Raw genomic sequence first — 20127 nt, 5'->3', positions numbered from 1 at the left:
TATACAAATTTCTGGGTTATTTGTCCTAGTTAAAAATTAAACTAGATAAATTTTCGAATAATATTACACTGTCTCCACTGAGGCTAATGACATTGAATTTTAATAACTTACGATCTTCTTGTTGAAGTCGCGATTCAATTTCCAAAGGGTGTATTATATCAAAACCAACATAGCTCTCCAAAATGCCTCAAACTTAGACGCAGCTAAACTACTTTATGAAAATGGTTTATTTGGGCTGTTGATAAGTGCGATTGCTAGCACTATGGTGATCTTCGGGCTTAGTGATACTGAAGCTAGTTCTCCCCAAGTGGTGTGGTGGATTGGCCTAAATACCATGCTATTTGTTCGCCTTATCGACATGATATTGTGGAAAGTAAAAAGCAGTTTGTTGGAAAGTTCCGGTCTATTTGGTATTCAACGCTATGCAACGGGATGTATTGCTACTGCAATGTTTTGGTCTGTTTATGTGGTTGTTTTTTATCCACAATTTAACACTATCGAACTAATTTCAGTCATAATCATTATTACCACTTTGGCAAGTAGTTCTCCTTCTCTTTTGGCTGCTAACCGCTTCACTGCCATTAGCTTTTCAATTGTATTGTTAGTGCCGATGTCAGTCATGGGTGTTATTGCTGAGCAAGCACATAGACAACTTTTAGGGACACTTGGCTTAGCCTTCACTGTGGTAGTGGTATTTTCTTGTATCAGATCTTCTCGCTTTACTTTAGATGCTATTTATCAAAGAAACCGTAATCAAATGTTCGTTTCTGAGATGGAAGCTGAAAAAAATCATGTTGCACAAGCAAACCAAGAATTAGAAGTTGCCACCAAAGAGTTAAGCGAACTCAATATAGATTTGGAAGAGGTGGTAAAAAAGCGTACCTATGAGATCTACCAATTAAGCAATCTCGATCCACTAACACAATTTGATAATCGTAAGGCTTTCACCACTAACCTTGAAGTATTAATAGAACAGTCAAAGGCTAAAGAGAGCCCTTTAGCCTTGCTATTTATCGACCTTAACGGTTTCAAAAAAATTAACGATACAATGGGCCACAATGTAGGTGACAGTGTATTGATTCAAGTAACGGAAAGGATTTCTGCATTTACTGAAAATAACCGTGCCGGTCGCTGGAATGGTGATGAGTTTTTAGTGGCTTTACCTCACAGCGATCAAGATACTGCTATGTCAATTGCCCAGGCTATTGCTACAAGCATTGCACAGCCAATACACGTACATGGAAGCGAATTACATCTGTCAGCTTCTATAGGCATTGCCATAGCGCCGGCTCATAGTTCCTCGGCTGCAGAACTTATTCAACTTGCCGATCTGACCATGTGTGAGCAGAAAAAGTCTGGCAATAAACAACCTCGTTTGTTTTCCAGCGATCTAAAAGAAAAAATTACCGCTTCTCAAAGAATATTGGAAGGCTTACAACATGCCATTGAAAGTAAGCAATTTTATTTATGCTATCAGCCAATATTGACCGCTAAAGACAAGGTTCCTTTTGCATTTGAAGCCCTATTAAGGTGGAATTTCAATGGCAAATTTATTGGCCCTGATGTGTTTATTCCCTTGGCTGAAAAGTCCGGTTTTATAAGAGAAATAGGCGCATGGGTACTCAATCGAGCCTGCATGGATGCAAGTCACTGGCAATTTAATCAACAAGCAGCGGTGTCGGTTAATGTATCTGTAATTCAATTAATGGACGACGGGTTTATTAGATTGTTGGATAACTGTTTGCGCAGCAGCGGTTTGGCCCCCGAAAGGTTGCATCTAGAAGTAACTGAATCAACATTTGTTGAAAACAAAGTAAAGATCCGTCAGCAACTTGAACAAATACAAGCGCGAAATATTGATGTTTCAATAGATGACTTTGGCACAGGTTATTCGTCGTTGTCACAACTGCAATCTTTGCCGGTAAACTATGTCAAAATTGACAAATCTTTTGTGGATAATATCCAAGGTAAAGGCGAAGCAATTATTCGAGCCACGTTATTTATTGCCGGCGAACTCAATTGCAAAACAATTGCAGAAGGAGTAGAAACCAAAGAGCAATCCATTGCTTTATCCGCCATGGGTGTTGACTATTTACAAGGGTATTACTTTGCCAAACCTATGAAGAATGAAGATTTAATTGCTTGGCAGAATCCTATTTCAAATACAATATTTTAATCTAATATAATCCCAATAAATAACTGCTTTTGATGATATTAATTTTGTCTTAATCAAGGCAAAATAGCTGTTTTTGTAATGAGATAGCTTTACATGGCGCAACTTTACTTCTATTACTCGGCGATGAACGCTGGTAAGTCCACTTCTTTACTGCAATCCGCTTATAACTATGCCGAAAGAGGCATGAAAGCAGAGATTTTTACCGCTGCATTAGACGATAGATTTGGTGTTGGCAAAGTCGCTTCAAGAATAGGTATTGAAGCTGAAGCGCGACTATTTACGCCAGACACTAACATGCGCACCTCCGTAGAAACACTATTAGAAGATGGAAAATTAGATTGTTTGTTCATTGATGAAGCCCAGTTTTTAACCAAACAGCAAGTGCAACAACTCATTTATGTTGTGGATAAACTCAATGTACCGGTATTGGCCTATGGTCTGCGAACTGATTTTTTGGCAGAAACCTTTGAAGGCAGTCGTTATCTGTTGGCTTGGGCCGACAAACTCATCGAGCTAAAAACTATTTGTCATTGTGGTCGTAAAGCAACCTTTGTTGTCAGAATCGACGAACATGGTCAGGCCGTTAAAGAGGGCGAACAGGTAGAAGTAGGAGGTAACGATAGATACGAGTCTATGTGCCGCCAGCACTTCTCTGAGCTTGTTTGGTGACTAGCTGATACCAAACAAGCCCTAATACCATTAATCCGTATAAGGGCTTTATTACATTTAATTGAATTACATTTTATGGACGAAGCGCTTTTTCACCTCTGGCTAAGCCACAAACTCCTGTTCTTGATGCCTCAATGATTTCAGTGCTTTGACTTAATGTATGAGCGAACGCATCGAGTTTATCGCTGGTACCCGTTACTTGAATGGTGTAGTTATTGGCATCTACATCCACAATTTGTGCCCTAAATATGTCCACATTACGTTTGACCTCTGCACGTATCAGTTCACTTCGAGTAGCAACTTTTACTAACATCAACTCGCGTTCAACATGATGGCCATCCGTTAAATCAGTGACTTTTAATACATCTATCAGCTTGTTAACCTGTTTAGTGATCTGCTCAATCACTTTATCATCACCATGAGTGACTATAGTCAAGCGTGACAGACTCTTATCGTCAGTGGGTGCCACGCACAAGGAATCGACATTGTAACCCCGTTGTGAAAACACTCCTACTATGCGTGATAATGAACCCGGTGCATTTTCCATTAAAACAGAAATAATTCTTCTCATTAGGTACGCTCCGTTTTACTTAAACGCATATCATCCATAGCACCAAACTTAATTTGCATAGGGTAAACGTGTTCATTTTGATCTATTTCAATGTCCATAAATACCAATCTATCTTTAGCCGCAAAACACTTTGCCATAGCTTCGTCCAGCTCTTCAGGTTTAGTCACTCTAATACCAATATGTCCATAAGCCTCGGCCAATTTAACAAAATCAGGCATAGAATCCATATAGGAGTGAGAATGACGGCCTTTGTAAATCATATCTTGCCATTGGCGCACCATACCTAGTGCACGGTTATTCAATGAGATAATTTTGATAGGCAAATTGTATTGCATACATGTTGCTAGCTCTTGGATATTCATTTGAATACTGCCATCCCCTGTTACCACAGTAGACACAGCTTCAGGGTGGGCCATTTGCACGCCCATTGCGGCGGGTAATCCAAAGCCCATGGTGCCTAATCCACCTGAATTGATCCAACGCCTTGGTTTTGCAAAAGGATAATATAGAGCGGCAAACATTTGATGCTGCCCTACATCAGAGCTAACGTACGCATCACCTTGGGTATGCTTATACAGAGACTCAATGACTTCTTGAGGTTTGATCAAGTTTTTATCTTTTTTATAGTCTAAGCAATTGCGAGCGCGCCATTGCTCGATTTGCTTCCACCAATCCGCTATTTTTTCTTTTTGAGCCTTAGCGTCGATTCTGCCCATCTCTCTCAGTAACTGCTTGGCCACCTCGTCAACACTGCCAACAACAGGTACGTGGGCGCCAACAATTTTTGAAATAGACGCAGGGTCAATATCCACATGTACTATGCTTGCATGTGGACAAAATTTATCTACATCGTTGGTCACCCTATCGTCAAAACGTGCGCCTAAGGCCAAAATACAATCGGCGTTATGCATGGCTTTGTTTGCTTCTAACCTGCCATGCATACCTAGCATACCCACAAATTGCTCGTGTACCGACGAAAATGCGCCTAACCCCATTAAAGTAGAGGTAACCGGAGCATTGAGTTTTCCCGCTATCTCAGTGACCAACTCACTCGCTTCAGCCGAAATCGCACCGCCACCAACGTAAAGAATGGGGCGCTTGGCTTCTAATAGGGTTTTAACCGCTTTTTTAATCTGCTTGTTATGACCTTTAAGGGTAGGGTTATAAGAACGCATTGAGATATCTTTTGGAAACTCATAAGGATGCTCTTCCAACACGTTCACTATGTCTTTAGGTAAATCCACTACTACTGGGCCTGGACGGCCAGTGTTGGCAATATAATAGGCCTTAGCAATGGCCTCTGGAATATCAACCGCACGTTTAACCAAAAAACTATGCTTAACAATAGGCCGAGAACATCCCACCATGTCGGTTTCTTGAAAGGCATCTTCACCAATATGTTTAGAGGGTACTTGACCCGATAACACTACCATAGGGATTGAGTCCATAAAGGCAGTTGCGATCCCCGTAATGGTGTTGGTTGCACCCGGACCTGAAGTGACTAAAACAGTACCCGTTGTACCAGTAGATCTGGCATAACCATCGGCCATATGAGCTGCAGCTTGTTCGTGACGGACGAGCACATGTTCGACATCTTGTTGCGCATATAACGCATCATAAATATCAAGGACGGCTCCACCTGGATAACCGAATACATGTTTTACCCCTATATCTTTTAGCGTACGCACAACCATTGCGGCGCCTGACATCATCTCCATCAGAATCACTCCAGAACTATATTAAATTAAAAGGAAAATGCACTATACGACAGCAAGGAGGAAATTTAAACATGAACACAGACAAAAAAGAAATATTTATCCCTATATAAATAAATATTAGGATTTAGATCCTACCAAGGCGATTGTAAAACACAATATTAGGATGATTTACATTTATTTAACAATAAACTGGACGTGATGATGACTAATCTTCGTCAATTTCAACTTCAATATCACCTTGCTCAATCTCATTGCTCTCGCCTTCATCGCTAACACCTGAATTATAATTACCGCATATACTCATTAACTTAGGTCGATTGATACGCTTTTGATATTTCATCCAAGCTTTTTCAGCAACAGTTTCTGGTGGCTCAGTACCATAAACAACAGCTAGCAAATGGCGATCGTCTCCCGTTTGCTCATCAATCTCCCCATCAACTAAGGCAGCGATAAGGCAGCCATACTGAGATAAAGCCTTACTTTCATTTATTGAAAAATCTCCAGATCGAGAAAAACCATAAGGGTAGTTCTTGGGATCACTGAAAATTCGATTAGTTAAAGACTCTCTGGTAAGTTTCATAGTAACCACACCTCGAAAAATAAAATCATAAAATTCAAAGACATAGATTTTAAGGAAAATTGAACTGGTATTAGAGAAGCAAGACACTCAATTGATCCTTGTCTTGCTTTATAATTTAAAACTGGATTCTGTCAACTTTTTGAGATGATTTTTTTATTGCAGTAATTGGATATGACTGTCGATCTAAAAACTTGGCTTATGAATTATCACTTATTTTTGGGTACCCATGCCCAAATCATTTCGCACTCTAAGGGTTCAATACCTGTGACATCTGTTACTTGTACCTTAACACTCACTTCACCTTTATCAGTGGTTTGCATCAAGGTAATTTGCTCGTCAGTTAAGCTGGCAACGGCTGTCATATCACCTGTGGCCCGTTTAACGTAGTTTAAGTTCATGCGTTTTATCAAAGGTAACTTATCGCCCGGCAAATTGATCCCCACTATAAAACCGGTACATGACTCAGCTAACAATGCCATGGCCGCCGCATGTACACTGCCAATATGGTTTTGAGCTTTTTTACGATTTTTTTGCCTGTAGGTCGCTGATTTTCCGTCTGTATGCAGCACTTCTATACCTGTGGTACCTGCGAGCTTAACTTTGTACCTAAACGCCCATGTCATAAGCCTAGAACTTAGCCATAAGGGATAGTGATTAACGTTGTCAACAAAAGTTCTGAGGGGATTTACTACAGTCATAATTATTACCTCTGGTTAGACCAGTGAATGATTATGAATTTGTGCTAAGTCAATAGCAATGATTTTGTTGAAGAAGTGTTAAACATTGGAGCGGGAAACGAGATTCGAACTCGCGACCCCAACCTTGGCAAGGTTGTGCTCTACCACTGAGCTATTCCCGCATAATGTTGTACTGACGTTTTAAGATGTGGTTCCTCAAAACGGAGGCGCATTTTACAAAAATAAGAGGCCTATGCAAGTCTTAAAAGCAATTTTTGTGATTTTTTTTGAAAATTTCGTGAGATTGCCGAAATTGTATACATAAACCGCCTGATTTCACTAAATCGTAAAGACATGCTGGCGATAATACACCATTTCAGCAATGGACTCTCGAATGTCATCTAATGCTAAATGCACGCCTTTTTTGTGGAAACCATCAAGCAATTCGGGTTTCCAGCGACGTACTAACTCTTTGATAGTGCTGACGTCCACACTTCGATAATGAAAATACTGTTCAAGCTCAGACATATACTTCACTAAGAAACGCCTATCTTGACCAATAGTGTTACCACATAACGGAGAGACACCTTTAGGCACAAAATCCTGTAAAAAAGCGATAGTTTGTTCCACTGCTTGTTGTTCATTCACCTGACTATCGCGACAACGTTGGGTTAACCCCGTTTTGCCATGGGTATCGATACACCATTGATCCATACCATCGAGCACGTCATCTGGTTGATAAATGGCAAGTACTGGCCCTTCAGCCAGAATATTTAAGTCCTTATCAGTCACTATGGTAGCTATTTCTAGGACAACATCAGTTTCAGGTTCGAGCCCTGTCATCTCCATATCGATCCATACTAAATTTTCATTGTTTACAGACATGCTGGCTCCTGGATAAAAGTAATCGAACGGACGACAGATACATTAATGATTGGTATCCGGCGCTTCAAACGGTAACATGATACTCGAAATAGTATTAATTACAGCAAAGATAAACGTGGCTAAAAAACCAAAGTTAACAAATCGCCAGAAACGACAGGTTTCGGTAAATCGTTCTAAGCGTCTTTCACAATCTAGTAGTCCAAAGGAAATTGAAGATGCTCAGTTTGCTGAGCAGCAAAGTGGGCGAGTAATTGGTCGCTTTGGAAAACATGCAGATGTTGAAGACAGTGCAGGAGTGGTACATAGATGCCATATGCGCCGCACCATAAAAAGCGTGGTGTGTGGGGATGAGGTATTATTTAGACCGGGAAAAGATCAGTCATTATCCATTAGTGGCGTAATTGAAATAGTTCAAGACAGAAAATCCGTTCTCACCCGCCCCGATTTTTACGATGGCGTAAAACCTGTGGCGGCCAACATCGATCAAATAATTATTGTCAGTTCTATTTTACCCACTTTGTCTTTGAACATTATAGATAGATACCTAGTTGCCGCTGAAGACGTTGAGATCACCCCAGTCATTCTGGTCAATAAAGTAGAGCTACTGGATCAGCAGCAACGGGAGGAAGTCGAGAAGCAACTTAACATTTACCGAGAAGTTGGCTATCAGATTGTTTACACCAGTTGTAAAACATTAACTGGGCTTGATGAATTGGCCGCCTGTTTAAAAGACAAAGTCAGTGTGTTTGTAGGTCAGTCAGGTGTGGGTAAATCAAGTTTAATCAATGAATTATTACCCGATGCTGATGAAGTGATTGGCGACATTTCTGACAACTCTGGTTTAGGTCAACACACCACAACCACAGCAAAACTGCTGCATTTTCCCGCGGGTGGCGATTTAATTGATTCACCAGGTGTTCGTGAGTTCGCCCTATGGCATTTACCTGTTGAAAGGCTAACCAATGGCTTCAAAGAGTTTAGAGATTACCTAGGCGGCTGCAAATTTCGAGACTGTAAGCATGGCGACGATCCTGGTTGCCTGATTAAAGCAGCCGTTGCAGAAGGCAAGATTAGCGCGCAACGTTATCAAAGCTATCATAAAATTTTGCTCAATATGGACGAGTTGCGCCCAGCGCATACCAAAGTGTAGTGCTGCGCTTTGCCACCACAGCAAAACCGACTAGCATATAGCCTATTGAACTTAGTTTTGAGCAATCTTTTGAGAATATTGGGGTATAATTCACGGTGGTAAAATTAGCTCATTAGGAAAACTACTTTGTTAGATTCGTTAAAAATTGCTTTGCAGTATGCCACCCCTAAACATCTTTTATCCCGTTTAGTTGGTACCTTAGCTGCTGCTGAAGCAGGCGTGGTTACCACAGCCATTATTAAACTTTTTATTAAGCAATATAAAGTGGATATGTCTGAAGCACTGGATGCAAATCCAGAATCTTATGCTTCATTTAACGCATTTTTTACGCGAGAATTAAAAACCGGCGTACGCACCATTTGTGACGACAATAAACAACTCGCCTTGCCTGTAGATGGAGCCGTTAGCCAATTAGGTGATATTAGGCACGACGCCATATTCCAGGCCAAAGGCCATGACTACAGTTTAACCACGCTATTAGGCGGCAAACCTGAAGTCGCCCAACCTTTTTTAGATGGTAAATTTGCCACAATATACCTGTCTCCCAAAGATTATCATCGCATTCATATGCCAATTGATGGGCAATTAACCGACATGATTTATGTGCCCGGTGAATTATTTTCGGTTAGTCCTCTAACTGCCGAGCGCGTACCAGGCTTGTTTGCCAGAAACGAGCGGGTAGTGGCCATTTTCGACACGCAAATAGGCAAAATGGCGATGGTGTTAGTGGGCGCGACTATCGTGGCCAGCATCGAAACCAAGTGGGCAGGCACAGTATCGCCACCCGCAGGTAAAAACGTTCAACATTGGCAGTACCCGAGCGCAGGCGACAATGCAGTTTTCATCGAAAAAGGCGAAGAAATGGGGCTATTTAAACTTGGCTCAACCATAGTGGCGTGTTTCGAATCCGATACGATTGAATTCGCATCACTTAGTGCAGGAGACGTTACGCGCCTCGGCGACGTTTTCGCAACTATTACTAAGTAACCAGTGGATCCCGTTAAAAAAAGTTTGTGGTCTCTGCATGTCACTATGGCATTGCTGGGTGCCACAGCATTATTTTCGAAGTTACTGCCTCTCAATGCCATTGATATCACCTTTGGCCGAGCAATTGTCGCCAGCGTGATGTTGTTTGCCATAGTCAAATTGTTAAAAGGCTCGATTCGATTAAACAGCGCGAAAGACTATTGCGTGGCGGTGTTTTTAGGTCTGCTGATGGCGGCGCACTGGGTCAGCTATTTTGCGGCTATGCAATACTCTTCGGTCTCTGTAGGTATGATTGCGCTATTCACTTTCCCTGTAATGACTGTTCTTTTAGAACCTTTTTTCGAAGGTATACGTTTAGTCTGGCAAGATATCGTTAGCGCCTTTGTGGTACTTTTTGGTGTTTATCTTCTGGTGCCAGAAATCTCCTTAGAAAACGAAGTCACTTTAGGTGTATTAATTGGTATTGCGTCTGCCATTTTGTATTCTGTTAGAAACTTGGTACATCGTAAGCATTTTTCCCACTATTCTGGCGCCCATGCCATGGCCTACCAGACCTTAGTAATTTTTATCTCACTCAGTTTTTTTTCAACTGATGAAATATTTAATGCCAGTCAAGAAACCTATATAGGGTTAGTAGTACTGGGAATATTTTTAACCGCCGTACCCCATGCATTAATTGCCGCTAGTCTGAAACATTTACGAGCCAAAACCTTTTCGTTGATTGCCTGTATGCAACCTTTATACGGTGTGAGTCTTGCAATAATAGTGTTAGATGAGCAACCAAGATGGCAAACTATAGTCGGAGGATTATTAGTGATATCTGCCGCAATATATGAAACTATCAACGCGCAAAAACTTCACAAACCTTCTACCTAGAGTCCTAACGTCATGCTGATAATTGCCCATAGAGGCGCCAGTGCCGATGCGCCCGAAAACACCTTGGTAGCTATTGAGCAAGCTTTAGCGCAACAAGCGGATGGTATTGAAATAGATGTCTACCAATTAGATAGCGACTTAGTTGTGATCCACGATAAATGGGTAAATCGCACAACTAACGGTGAAGGTTCGTTATCTGACTATACCCTTGCAACATTACAAAAGTTAGATGCCGGACAGGGGCAAAGTGTCCCCACACTTTGGCAAGTATTAAATTGCATTCAAGGCCAATGTATAGTCAACATTGAACTTAAAGGCGTGGATGACGTATCGCTTGTTTATACTTGTATTAGCGATGCAGTTAGTCGGCTCAATTTTAAACTAGAACAGTTTATTGTTTCATCTTTTAATCACCATCTGCTGTTAGCCTTCAAAGAGATTGCCCCGAGTATAAAAATAGGCGCGCTAACTGGCAGTAACCCCATTGATCGGGCTCGATTCGCTGAACAATTAGGTGCCTTCTCAGTAAACGTAGATGGCAGTTTTATTGATCAGGCGTTTGTAGAAGATGCGCACTGTCGTGGTTTAAAAATATTCGCTTATACCGTTGATGAGGCGGAAGATTTAATTAAGTTACAAACTTGGGGAGTAGATGGGGTATTTAGCAATGGACCAGCTAAGGCAAAGGCGGTACTTACTAATAAAGATACTAAGAGCTAGCGCACTCAGACTCGCAATCTTGACAGCTCTGACACAGCTTTAAATTCACTATATGGGCGCCAACAATCAAAAAAGCCCCCACTGCAATAGTAAAAGGTTCGTAAGACTCGCCAAAAATATCTTTATTCCAATAAATTACCCCGCCCAAAACTAGGCTGTATAAAGGATAAAGCTGTCTGTGATAACGATAAAAACCAGAAAACAGCGCCCAAAATCCCATGATCATCGAAAGGGACAAAATACCTTTTTCAAACCAATCTTGAGCAAAAAATAACGCACCAACAAGAGGAACAAGAGGAATTAAAATAGGTAGTAACAAGCAATGCAACGCACACAAACTGGAGGCCCAAATGCCTAGTCTGTCTAATAACGTTTTATCTTTGCTTATCTGCATTGTACAAATACCTTCACTCTATGAGACGTTATAATATAACATTTCAAAAAATTTACAAGTATCAGGAGATAAATTTTGTGAAAGGACGGCTACTTAATACCGCTTAATCACATATTAGCGCTTCTTGAAATATTTAAGCCCTAAGGTGACCACCGATAACACTACAACACCGGCCACTACACCTATTAAACCGTCGAGTAAAATAGGCACAACGGAAGCCGCAATCCTAATGGACTCTATACTTTGTAGCGCTGGCTCCAACAAATGATGAATAAACGGGATGCTATGTACTAAAATCCCTCCGCCAACCAAAAACATGGCAGCGGTACCAACAATAGATAAGGTTTTCATCAACAAGGGGGCAACCATCAATAACCCTCTACCTAGCGCACGTTGCATACTGTTAAAATTTCCAGATAGGGATTTTCTTAACAAATACAATCCCGCATCATCTAACTTAACAATACCCGCTACTAAACCATAAACACCTATGGTGATAGCTATGGCTAACAAGGACACTACTGTTACTTGGGTCGCAAAGGGCTCCGCTTGCACTGTACCTAACACTATTACGATAATTTCAGCTGATAAGATAAAATCGGTCCTGATTGCCCCTTTTATCTTGGATTTTTCTAAAGCAACCAAATCAACCTTAGGATTGGCCACTGCAGCTAACTTTTGTGCGTGTTGTAGATCTATCTCATCTCGCGAGTGAAGGAACTTATGAGCCAGTTTTTCAACACCTTCAAAACAAAGATACAAACCACCAAGCACTAATAAAACCACTATTAACCAAGGCAAAAATGCACTTATGAGTAAAGCTGATGGCACTAAGATCAATTTATTAAGAAACGACCCTTTTGCGACTGCCCACACCACAGGTAGCTCGCGTTCGGCTTTAACACCTGAGACTTGCTCCGCATTTAAAGCCAAATCATCTCCCAAAACTCCAGCGGTCTTCTTAGCCGCAACCTTAGACAAGATAGCCACATCATCCAAAATCGTAGCGATATCATCTATAAGGGCAAGTAAGTTTGCTGCCGGCATATTATTTCCTTATAAGGCTGAAGAATTGGACACTGGCTCTGTTTTCGGATGATACGCAAAAGCTGTATCTGCAGACATTAAATCACTCAATTTTACCAATTCAATATTGTAATCTTGAAGTCTTCCGAGCTGTGCGTTGAGATATTTAAGGGTCTGGGGATAGGGGTGGCCAATTCCAACTGCGTAACCATACTTTTTAGACAATCGAAGTAAACGATGAAATTGTCTGTCGATTTGCTCATGATTGGCGGTGTGATCTAGAAAAACATTGCGTTTAGCACTCAAGACACCACTTTTTTTGGCAATTATTTCGGCTTTGCTGTATCTGGTTGTGCGGCTATCCACAAAAAACAAACCTTGTTTAGACAAAAAACTCATGGTGACCGACATTGGACCTGTGAGTTGCGTTAGCCTGCTGCCCATATGGTTATTTACACCAACAGCATGTGGCACTGTAGATAATGCAAGCTCTAGGGTATGTACGATTTGTTGCGGGGGCATAGTTGAAAGCAGGACATTTTTTTCTTGGTTATTGCCTCCAAGAGATTCCATTGGCATATGTAGCATCACTTCACGTTGCTGCGCGGCTGCTCGCTTGGAGAAGGGCTTAGAAAGAGGTTTATGAGGTAATATTGCAAATGTCACATTTTCGGGCAATGTAAAAGCGACGGCATCCCGTTTGTTATTTCCCATATCATCAATGATCAAGGCAATTTGAGACGCTCTAACAGAGCAACCCAAACACAGCAAACAACTCATTAAAAATAAACGCATGTTTTATTATTGTATTCTCAAGTGCATTTTTTCTGATTATAAGCAGGTGCTACATTTTTACTAGGGGTGTATCGCGTAAAAGTATAAGCAATTATAACTTTAACCAACTAACAGGATTAATAGGTTTACCTTTATGGCGAATTTCAAAATACAAATTAGGTCGACTTTGGCCACCACTTTGACCTAATAAAGCAATGGCCTCCCCCGCTTGTACTACCTCACCAGCTTGTTTTAATAACGCTTGATTATGACCATATAGGCTCATAAATCCATCACCATGATCCAGGACGGTGACTAAACCAAAACCTCTTAACCAATCAGAATAGAGCACTTTAGCATGATGAATTGCGACCACTGAATCGCCTGCAGAGCCATAAATAACCACACCTTTCCATTTAATTTGCCCCTGTCTAAACCGGCCAAACATCTTTCTTAGTTTTCCGTCAGCAGGCATCAGCAACTTGCCTTTACGTGACTTAAGCCCACTTAAACTTAGATCTTGTTTCTCGACTCTTTGTTGCGCTCGTTTTAAGGCTTCAAGCAGATTTCTTTCGTTAATTTGCAGTTGAGCGACTCTTGCTTCTTCAGTGGCTATAGCACTCTGCATTGCTAATAATGCACCTTCTCTTTGTGTTTGATTAGTTTTCAAATCTTGTTGTTGTTTTAGTTGCTTACTTTTGAGTTGTTGTAACTCATTTTGGTTGTCTTGCAACTTGCCGTTCACTAACTGCAAGTCCGCAACCAATACATTGAAATTGTCGATTTGTAATTTTCTAGCCTTATTTAAATATTGATAGTAGCTAATAGTGCGTTCAAACTTAGCTGCGTCTTCTTGGTTAAGCAGCATTTTCGCAAAATCATAGTTACCGGTGATGTAGGCGCTGCGGATTTGCTTGGCTAGTACTTTCTTCTGCTGATTCAAAGAAACTAGATAATCCGCTTTTTGTTTATTTAAAACACTAAGTTGTTGTTGATTATTGACTAAAGATTGTTGTGTTTTCTTGAGGGATTTTGCAGAGTCCGCAATCAGGATTTCAATGTTTCTTAGTTTACGTTGTATTTTGCTCGCTTCTTCGAGTTGAAGATTAATTTGCGCTTGCTTACTTTTTATTTGCTGTTGAATACTTTCGAGATCTGATTGCTCTTGAGCATGACATACCAAAAAGGTGCTAGATATCATAGCCCAAAACAAAAGCCACCACGCATAGTGGGGCTTTTGGACTAGAGGCTGCTTAACTAATATCAATGAATTAATCCAGCTTCACAATAGAAGTACCCGTCATTTCTTTTGGCTGTGGCATCCCCATTAAATGCAGCATAGTAGGAGCCACGTCGCTTAATGTGCCTCCTGCTCTTACAGTTGATCTTTTTCCTACATGGATAAATGGCACGAGTTCACTGGTGTGGGCGGTATGAGCTTGCCCGGTATGTTCGTCTTGCATCTTCTCTGCATTGCCATGATCGGCCGTAATAAGGCAATCTCCCCCATTGCGTTTTATCGCTTCAACAACTCTACCAATGCAGGCATCTACTGCTTCACATGCTTTGACAGCAGCATTAAAGTTACCAGTATGTCCTACCATATCTCCATTAGGGTAGTTGCAAACTATGGCGTCAAATTTACCAGAATCTATCGCTGCAACAAGCTTATCGGTCAACTCAGTTGAATTCATCTCAGGCTGCAGATCATAAGTGGCAACTTTAGGTGAAGGGATCAAAATACGTTCTTCTCCTTCATACAAATCTTCACGGCCACCACTATAAAAAAAAGTAACATGGGCATATTTCTCTGTTTCGGAAATGCGTAACTGGGTCTTATTATGCTGCGCTAACCAATCACCCATCACATTTTTTAAGGGTACCGGGGGATATGCAGCCGGCGCTTTTATACTTTCGGCATACTGCGTCAAAGTAACAAAAGACGCTAACTTTAGATGTTCACCTTTATCAAACTCAGTAAAATCTGGCTCAACAAAAGGGCGACTTAGTTCACGGGCTCTATCGGCTCTAAAATTCATAAAAAATACTGCGTCACCTGCCTCTAAAGGTACCGCTTCGCCAATCACTGTTGCTTGCATAAACTCGTCATTTTCATTACGTTGATAGGATGCCTCCAACGCCTCGGTAGCTGACGATACCGTTTTGTTTCCTTTCCCGTGAGCAATCAAGTTGTAAGCGGCTTCTACTCTATCCCATCGAGCATCTCTATCCATTGCGTAGTATCGACCAATAACACTCGCAGTTTTGCCAATACCCAATTCTTTAAATACTGCATCGGCAGATTGTAAAGGGGCCTTTGCACTTTGAGGTGGCGTATCTCGTCCATCTAAAAAAGCATGCAAATACAATTTCTTCGCTCCACGCTTAGCCGCCATTCTTAACAAAGCAAAAATATGATCTTGGTGACTATGTACACCTCCTGCTGATAATAACCCCATAACATGAATGGCTTTATTAGCTTTAATAACCTTATCTAGGTTTTCACTCAGCACAGCATTGTCGTAAAATTTCCCCTCTTCGATGGCTTTGGTTACTCGGGTAAAATCTTGATACACCACCCTACCCGCCCCTAAATTAACATGCCCTACCTCCGAATTTCCCATCTGCCCTGGTGGTAACCCTACATCTAATCCTGAGCCAGATATTAAGGTGTTACTATAAGTTTTACATAAACCATCGAGCACAGGTGTATTAGCATGGCCTATAGCATTGCTGTCCTGCTCTTCTCTATGGCCCCAACCATCTAGAATGATCAGTGCAGTGGTCTTTTTGGCTTGACTCATAGTGGGATCCTTTTCTTTAAAACTAAAGTAATAAGGTAATATTATCCTTACTCGTTAGGCAGGTCACGGCTAAATCTAACGAAAAAACCAAATGGATAACAATAAGTTATTCTAAGTCGTTAGGTTGAATACACGCTAGGGCTAGTTTCTGCACACAAAATCTATATACTTTGGCCTCATTTTTTTAAGATACTCTGATGTAAGGGCCACCGACTATGGATCAATTGCTAGAATTTATTACCAATCACCTTATTTTATCTGGCCTGTTCGCAGGTCTCTTGGTGGCGCTAATATATACCACTGTAGCTAACCAGCTTTCCTCATTAAAGGAACTAAGTACTCACGAAACCACTTTGCTAATGAATAAACAAGATGCAATTATTTTCGATATCCGTCCGGTTGCGGAGTTCAAAAAAGGGCATATTTTAGGCTCCAAACAAATCAAAACAGAGTTAGTGTCTAAAGGCGACTTTACCCCCCTTGAAAAATCGAAAGATAAACCCATTATTGTTGTCTGTGCCATGGGCATGACATCAAAGCGCACTGCTTCTCAAATGCTCAAAGCAGGATTTGAAAATGTAATGACTTTAAAAGGTGGCATAGGTGCTTGGCAAGGCGCCAATCTGCCTGTTACCAAATAATATTCTGGAAAAAATGTGAATAAAGTTGATATTTATACTAAAGGTCATTGCCCTTATTGCCACCGAGCAAAGGCATTATTGACGAAGAAAGAAGTAAGCTTTAATGAAATTGAAATCGATATTATGCCGGAATTACGTAGCACAATGATCGAACGAGCAAATGGTAGTTCAACTGTTCCTCAAATTTTCATCAAAGATCATCATGTAGGCGGTTGTGATGACTTGTTTGCATTAGAAGCACAAAACCAACTAGACAGCTTATTAGCTGACTAAGCTAACTATAATTAAAGGAAAACCCATGGCTGACGAGAACCAACCAAACGAAGCTGCAGCACAACCAGAAGCAGCACAAGCCCCACAATTTTCAATCCAAAGAATTTACACTAAAGATATTTCTTTTGAAACGCCCAACTCACCTGCAATGTTTCAAAAAGAATGGAAACCTGAAATTCATTTAGATCTAGACACAAAGAGCAATATCCTTGGCGAAAACCTATACGAAGTGATTTTATCTGTCACAGTGACGGCCAAAATAGGTGAAGAAACAGCATTCCTTTGTGAAGTGCAACAAGCCGGTATATTCACCATTGGCGAAATGTCAGGTCAAAATAAAGCACAAATGATTGGAGCCTTTTGCCCTAATACGTTATTTCCTTATGCTAGAGAAACCATTTCTAACTTGGTAAACCGAGGTACCTTCCCTCCTTTAAATTTAGCACCTGTTGATTTCAATAGCGTATTTGCTGCTTACATGCAGAAACGTGCTCAAGAAGCCCAAAATGCTAAAGAAGAAACACCTCAGAAGCTAGACGCATAAGTCGGCAGACGAGTCAGTGAATTCAGTTTGTGTGTTAGGGGCAGGCTCATATGGTACTGCCCTTGCTTTCTGCCTTTCTCGAAATGGTGTAAAAACTGTATTGTGGGGGCGGGATAAGCAACAGATTGCAGAGATGGCCAAAAACAGATGCAATCAAAAATATCTTCCAAATGCCAAATTTCCAAACGACTTATTAATAGAATCCAATTTAATTAAAGCTATAAAAAGCAGCCAAGATATTCTGGTTGTTGTACCTAGCCACGCCTTTCACCACACATTAACAAAGCTAAAACCACACCTTAGCCCTAAACATCGAATTATATGGGCAACTAAAGGCTTAGAACCTGAAACAGGAAAGCTTCTACAAGAGGTAGCAATTGACGTATTAGGAGATCAAACGCCAATAGCGGTATTGTCTGGCCCTACATTCGCAAAAGAAATGGTAGCTGGGCTGCCCACAGCCATATCACTAAGCTCTACTGACGAAGATCTTGCGATAGAATTTGCGAACAAACTACATTGCTCCAAGTCCTTTCGAGTTTACAGAAATAATGATTTTATTGGAATCCAACTAGGCGGAGCAGTCAAAAATGTGATTGCAATAGGTGCCGGTCTTTCCGATGGGTTAGGTTTTGGCTCTAATGCTAGGACAGCCCTAATCACTAGAGGTTTAACTGAACTAACTAGGCTTGGCGTTAAAATGGGAGCTAAACCAGCCACTTTTATGGGTATGTCGGGACTAGGAGATCTAGTGCTCACGTGTACCGATAATCAATCTAGAAACAGGCGCTTTGGTTTAGCGCTAGGCAAGGGCTCTGAAATTCAAGAAGCAATCAATCAAATTGGTCAGGTGGTGGAGGGCTACAGAAACACTAAAGAAATCCACATACTTTCAAAACGCATGGGAGTTGAAATGCCTATCTGCGAACAAGTCTATGAAGTTTTATATAACAGCAAACCAGCTAAAGAAGCCGCGTTAACACTTCTAGGAAGAAACCAAACGTCAGAATAATTTGCCGCAGAACCTACCTATTTTCAAATATTACAAATACAAAGAGGGCTATCCAAATGGATAGCCCTCTTTTTGAATGGGAGTCTGGTAATGCACTACTCTTGCAGGAGGGTGGAAGTGGGGCTTTCAAGAGCATTGCTCTTGCCGCTGGAACAGTACGAGCTCTGCAAGTGCCTGGACAATCCACTTTGTGAAGAGTTGACTGCGGGGTAGCATGTCACACTTATTCTGAATAAAGGTCACCTGCTTTATAGTCAATGAAGACTGCAAACTCAATTAATTTTGGATAAAAAAAGGCCACCTTATGCAGGTGGCCTTTCTTCTGAATGGGAGTCTGGCAATGTGCTACTCTCGCATGGGGGTGAAAGCGGTGTCTTTTAGAAACACTGTTTCTACCGCTGGAACGAGTCAAGCTCTGCTTGAGTCCGGGAATCCACTTCGTGAAGGGAAAATGCCTTCTTGAGACGAGCACTGCTCGGCTAGGCATTTTCAACGAGTCAGCGACCACCAAGGATGGCGGAAGGTAGAGCAATGCAGGAGCAATTTGCCGAGATGACGAGTTTGGGTGCATATCATCATGGATGGGTATTTGACTAATCCAAGTGATACAACTCTATCAATTCCCATAAACGCAAAAAGCCACCCGATAAAGGTGGCTTTGTACTTAATTGGGAGTCTGGCAATGTGCTACTCTCGCAGGAGGGTGGAAGTGGGGCTTTCAAGAGCACTGCTCTTGCCACTGGAACGAGTCAAGCTATGCTTGAGTCCGGATAATCCACTTCGTGAAGAGTTGACCGCGGGGTAGTATTGCGCGCTAGCGCTTATACGAAAAAAGCCCAGTCGTTAGACTGAGCTTTTTCGTGTAATTGGGAGTCTGGCAATGTGCTACTCTCGCATGGGGAAACCCCAAACTACCATCGCCGCTAATGTGTTTCACTTCTGAGTTCGGAATGGGATCAGGTGGGGCCACATCGCTATTGTCGCCAGACATAAACTGTATATAACGTCATAAATTGACATTACATTTCAATATGTAAAAGCTGAGGTCTTATTGACCAAGTATCGAAGCTAAAGTTGTTCTAGTCTTACTCTATTTCTTATGATGTTGTCTTGTCACTCATCAAACACTTACATGTCTTATTCTCAATCTGTCGATTATCTCTATTAACACACACGGAGGTGTGTCTTTAGCGAGTGTAAACCTGTCAGCAAAACCACGTTTTTGCGGTTAAGCAGGTTTACGCGACAATTGTTTTGTACAAGGATGTACACAACAATTTATAAAGAACAAAGCCACTTGGGCGTTGTATGGTTAAGCCTCACGGGCAATTAGTACAGGTTAGCTCAACGCATTGCTACGCTTCCACACCCTGCCTATCAACGTCGTAGTCTTCAACAACCCTTTAGGTACGTTAAACGTACAGGGATGACTCATCTTAGGGCTCGCTTCCCGCTTAGATGCTTTCAGCGGTTATCGATTCCGAACGTAGCTACCGGGCAATGCCTTTGGCAAAACAACCCGAACACCAGCGGTTCGTCCACTCCGGTCCTCTCGTACTAGGAGCAGCTCCCTTCAATCATCCAACGCCCACACCAGATAGGGACCGAACTGTCTCACGACGTTCTAAACCCAGCTCGCGTACCACTTTA

21 protein-coding genes, 1 tRNA gene and 2 rRNA genes are annotated in these 20127 nt (G+C 41.5%); 11 read left to right on the top strand and 13 right to left on the bottom strand.

The genetic code is table 11. From position 1 onward, the window contains the following. The first annotated feature begins 121 nt into the window (after nt 1-121). Entirely contained in the window at nt 122-2176 is a 2055-nt protein-coding gene (locus Q0688_RS25050; RefSeq protein WP_367179839.1) for a putative bifunctional diguanylate cyclase/phosphodiesterase, read from the top strand. Nucleotides 2177-2269: 93 nt separating this feature from the next. Then, the gene (locus Q0688_RS25045) at nt 2270-2845 is read left to right on the top strand and encodes a thymidine kinase (protein ID WP_299083889.1); all 576 of its coding nucleotides are present in this window, start codon (nt 2270-2272) and stop codon (nt 2843-2845) included. Between the two features lie 73 nt (nt 2846-2918). Here Q0688_RS25045 and ilvN read toward each other — a convergent pair whose 3' ends face one another. The 6 genes from ilvN to orn all read right to left on the bottom strand — a co-directional run bounded on the left by ilvN (nt 2919) and on the right by orn (nt 7276). Next, nucleotides 2919-3416, bottom strand: coding sequence for an acetolactate synthase small subunit (ilvN, locus tag Q0688_RS25040; protein WP_299083886.1), 498 nt, complete (start codon nt 3414-3416; stop codon nt 2919-2921). Beyond that, a complete protein-coding gene (locus Q0688_RS25035; protein ID WP_299083883.1) occupies nt 3416-5134 on the bottom strand; it encodes an acetolactate synthase 3 large subunit in 1719 nt (572 codons plus the stop codon). Before Q0688_RS25035 ends, ilvN begins: the two co-directional genes overlap by 1 nt. Nucleotides 5135-5339: 205 nt before the next feature. After that, on the bottom strand, nt 5340-5714 hold the full coding sequence (gene maoP / locus Q0688_RS25030) for a DUF413 domain-containing protein (protein WP_299083880.1): 375 nt from the start codon (nt 5712-5714) through the stop codon (nt 5340-5342). Nucleotides 5715-5920: 206 nt separating this feature from the next. Further along, nucleotides 5921-6412, bottom strand: a complete 492-nt coding sequence (locus Q0688_RS25025; RefSeq protein ID WP_299083877.1) for a DUF4442 domain-containing protein — start codon at nt 6410-6412, stop codon at nt 5921-5923. An 86-nt stretch (nt 6413-6498) separates the two neighbouring features. Beyond that, nucleotides 6499-6573, bottom strand: a tRNA-Gly gene (locus tag Q0688_RS25020). Nucleotides 6574-6730: 157 nt separating this feature from the next. Then, a complete protein-coding gene (orn, locus tag Q0688_RS25015; RefSeq protein ID WP_299083873.1) occupies nt 6731-7276 on the bottom strand; it encodes an oligoribonuclease in 546 nt (181 codons plus the stop codon). Nucleotides 7277-7391: 115 nt separating this feature from the next. On the opposite strand from orn, the gene rsgA reads away from it, so the two are divergent. From rsgA to Q0688_RS24995, 4 genes are all read left to right on the top strand, one after another. Further along, entirely contained in the window at nt 7392-8426 is a 1035-nt protein-coding gene (rsgA, locus tag Q0688_RS25010) for a small ribosomal subunit biogenesis GTPase RsgA (protein WP_299083870.1), read from the top strand. A gap of 126 nt (nt 8427-8552) precedes the next feature. Next, on the top strand, nt 8553-9413 hold the full coding sequence (gene asd / locus Q0688_RS25005) for an archaetidylserine decarboxylase (protein ID WP_299083867.1): 861 nt from the start codon (nt 8553-8555) through the stop codon (nt 9411-9413). Between the two features lie 3 nt (nt 9414-9416). Further along, nucleotides 9417-10289 carry a DMT family transporter gene (locus tag Q0688_RS25000; protein WP_299083865.1) on the top strand — a complete coding sequence of 291 codons (873 nt, stop codon included), beginning with the start codon at nt 9417-9419 and terminating at the stop codon, nt 10287-10289. Nucleotides 10290-10301: 12 nt separating this feature from the next. Next, nucleotides 10302-11009, top strand: coding sequence for a glycerophosphodiester phosphodiesterase family protein (locus Q0688_RS24995; RefSeq protein ID WP_299083862.1), 708 nt, complete (start codon nt 10302-10304; stop codon nt 11007-11009). On the opposite strand, the gene Q0688_RS24990 is transcribed toward Q0688_RS24995, so the two are convergent. The 5 genes from Q0688_RS24990 to gpmI form a co-directional block, all read right to left on the bottom strand. Further along, complete coding sequence (locus Q0688_RS24990) at nt 10999-11403, bottom strand: MerC domain-containing protein (RefSeq protein WP_299083859.1); 405 nt, start codon at nt 11401-11403, stop codon at nt 10999-11001. The two genes, Q0688_RS24995 and Q0688_RS24990, sit on opposite strands and share 11 nt — an antisense overlap. Nucleotides 11404-11517: 114 nt before the next feature. Further along, complete coding sequence (locus tag Q0688_RS24985; RefSeq protein ID WP_299083856.1) at nt 11518-12450, bottom strand: DUF808 domain-containing protein; 933 nt, start codon at nt 12448-12450, stop codon at nt 11518-11520. Nucleotides 12451-12459: 9 nt separating this feature from the next. Beyond that, entirely contained in the window at nt 12460-13224 is a 765-nt protein-coding gene (locus Q0688_RS24980) for a divergent polysaccharide deacetylase family protein (protein WP_299083853.1), read from the bottom strand. Between the two features lie 91 nt (nt 13225-13315). After that, on the bottom strand, nt 13316-14404 hold the full coding sequence (locus Q0688_RS24975; RefSeq protein WP_299083850.1) for a peptidoglycan DD-metalloendopeptidase family protein: 1089 nt from the start codon (nt 14402-14404) through the stop codon (nt 13316-13318). A 70-nt stretch (nt 14405-14474) separates the two neighbouring features. Next, on the bottom strand, nt 14475-16007 hold the full coding sequence (gene gpmI / locus Q0688_RS24970) for a 2,3-bisphosphoglycerate-independent phosphoglycerate mutase (protein WP_299083847.1): 1533 nt from the start codon (nt 16005-16007) through the stop codon (nt 14475-14477). Between the two features lie 215 nt (nt 16008-16222). On the opposite strand from gpmI, the gene Q0688_RS24965 reads away from it, so the two are divergent. The 5 genes from Q0688_RS24965 to Q0688_RS24945 are packed head-to-tail and all read left to right on the top strand — an operon-like array spanning nt 16223 to nt 18671. Beyond that, the gene (locus Q0688_RS24965; protein WP_299083844.1) at nt 16223-16648 is read left to right on the top strand and encodes a rhodanese-like domain-containing protein; all 426 of its coding nucleotides are present in this window, start codon (nt 16223-16225) and stop codon (nt 16646-16648) included. Between the two features lie 15 nt (nt 16649-16663). After that, nucleotides 16664-16921, top strand: a complete 258-nt coding sequence (gene grxC, locus Q0688_RS24960; RefSeq protein ID WP_299083841.1) for a glutaredoxin 3 — start codon at nt 16664-16666, stop codon at nt 16919-16921. A 25-nt stretch (nt 16922-16946) separates the two neighbouring features. Further along, entirely contained in the window at nt 16947-17465 is a 519-nt protein-coding gene (gene secB, locus Q0688_RS24955) for a protein-export chaperone SecB (RefSeq protein ID WP_299083837.1), read from the top strand. A gap of 16 nt (nt 17466-17481) precedes the next feature. Continuing rightward, a complete protein-coding gene (gpsA, locus tag Q0688_RS24950) occupies nt 17482-18477 on the top strand; it encodes an NAD(P)H-dependent glycerol-3-phosphate dehydrogenase (RefSeq protein ID WP_299083834.1) in 996 nt (331 codons plus the stop codon). 56 nt (nt 18478-18533) lie between these two features. Continuing rightward, on the top strand, nt 18534-18671 hold the full coding sequence (locus tag Q0688_RS24945) for a hypothetical protein (RefSeq protein ID WP_299083831.1): 138 nt from the start codon (nt 18534-18536) through the stop codon (nt 18669-18671). Between the two features lie 678 nt (nt 18672-19349). Here Q0688_RS24945 and rrf read toward each other — a convergent pair. Both rrf and Q0688_RS24935 read right to left on the bottom strand, forming a co-directional pair. Then, a 5S ribosomal RNA gene (gene rrf, locus Q0688_RS24940) occupies nt 19350-19465 on the bottom strand. A 320-nt stretch (nt 19466-19785) separates the two neighbouring features. Continuing rightward, nucleotides 19786-20127: ribosomal RNA gene (locus tag Q0688_RS24935) — 23S ribosomal RNA — on the bottom strand; the annotation flags it as partial.

The organism is uncultured Paraglaciecola sp., assembly GCF_937123705.1.
Lineage (GTDB): Bacteria > Pseudomonadota > Gammaproteobacteria > Enterobacterales > Alteromonadaceae > Paraglaciecola.
This window is presented reverse-complemented; position numbering and strand designations above follow the sequence as displayed.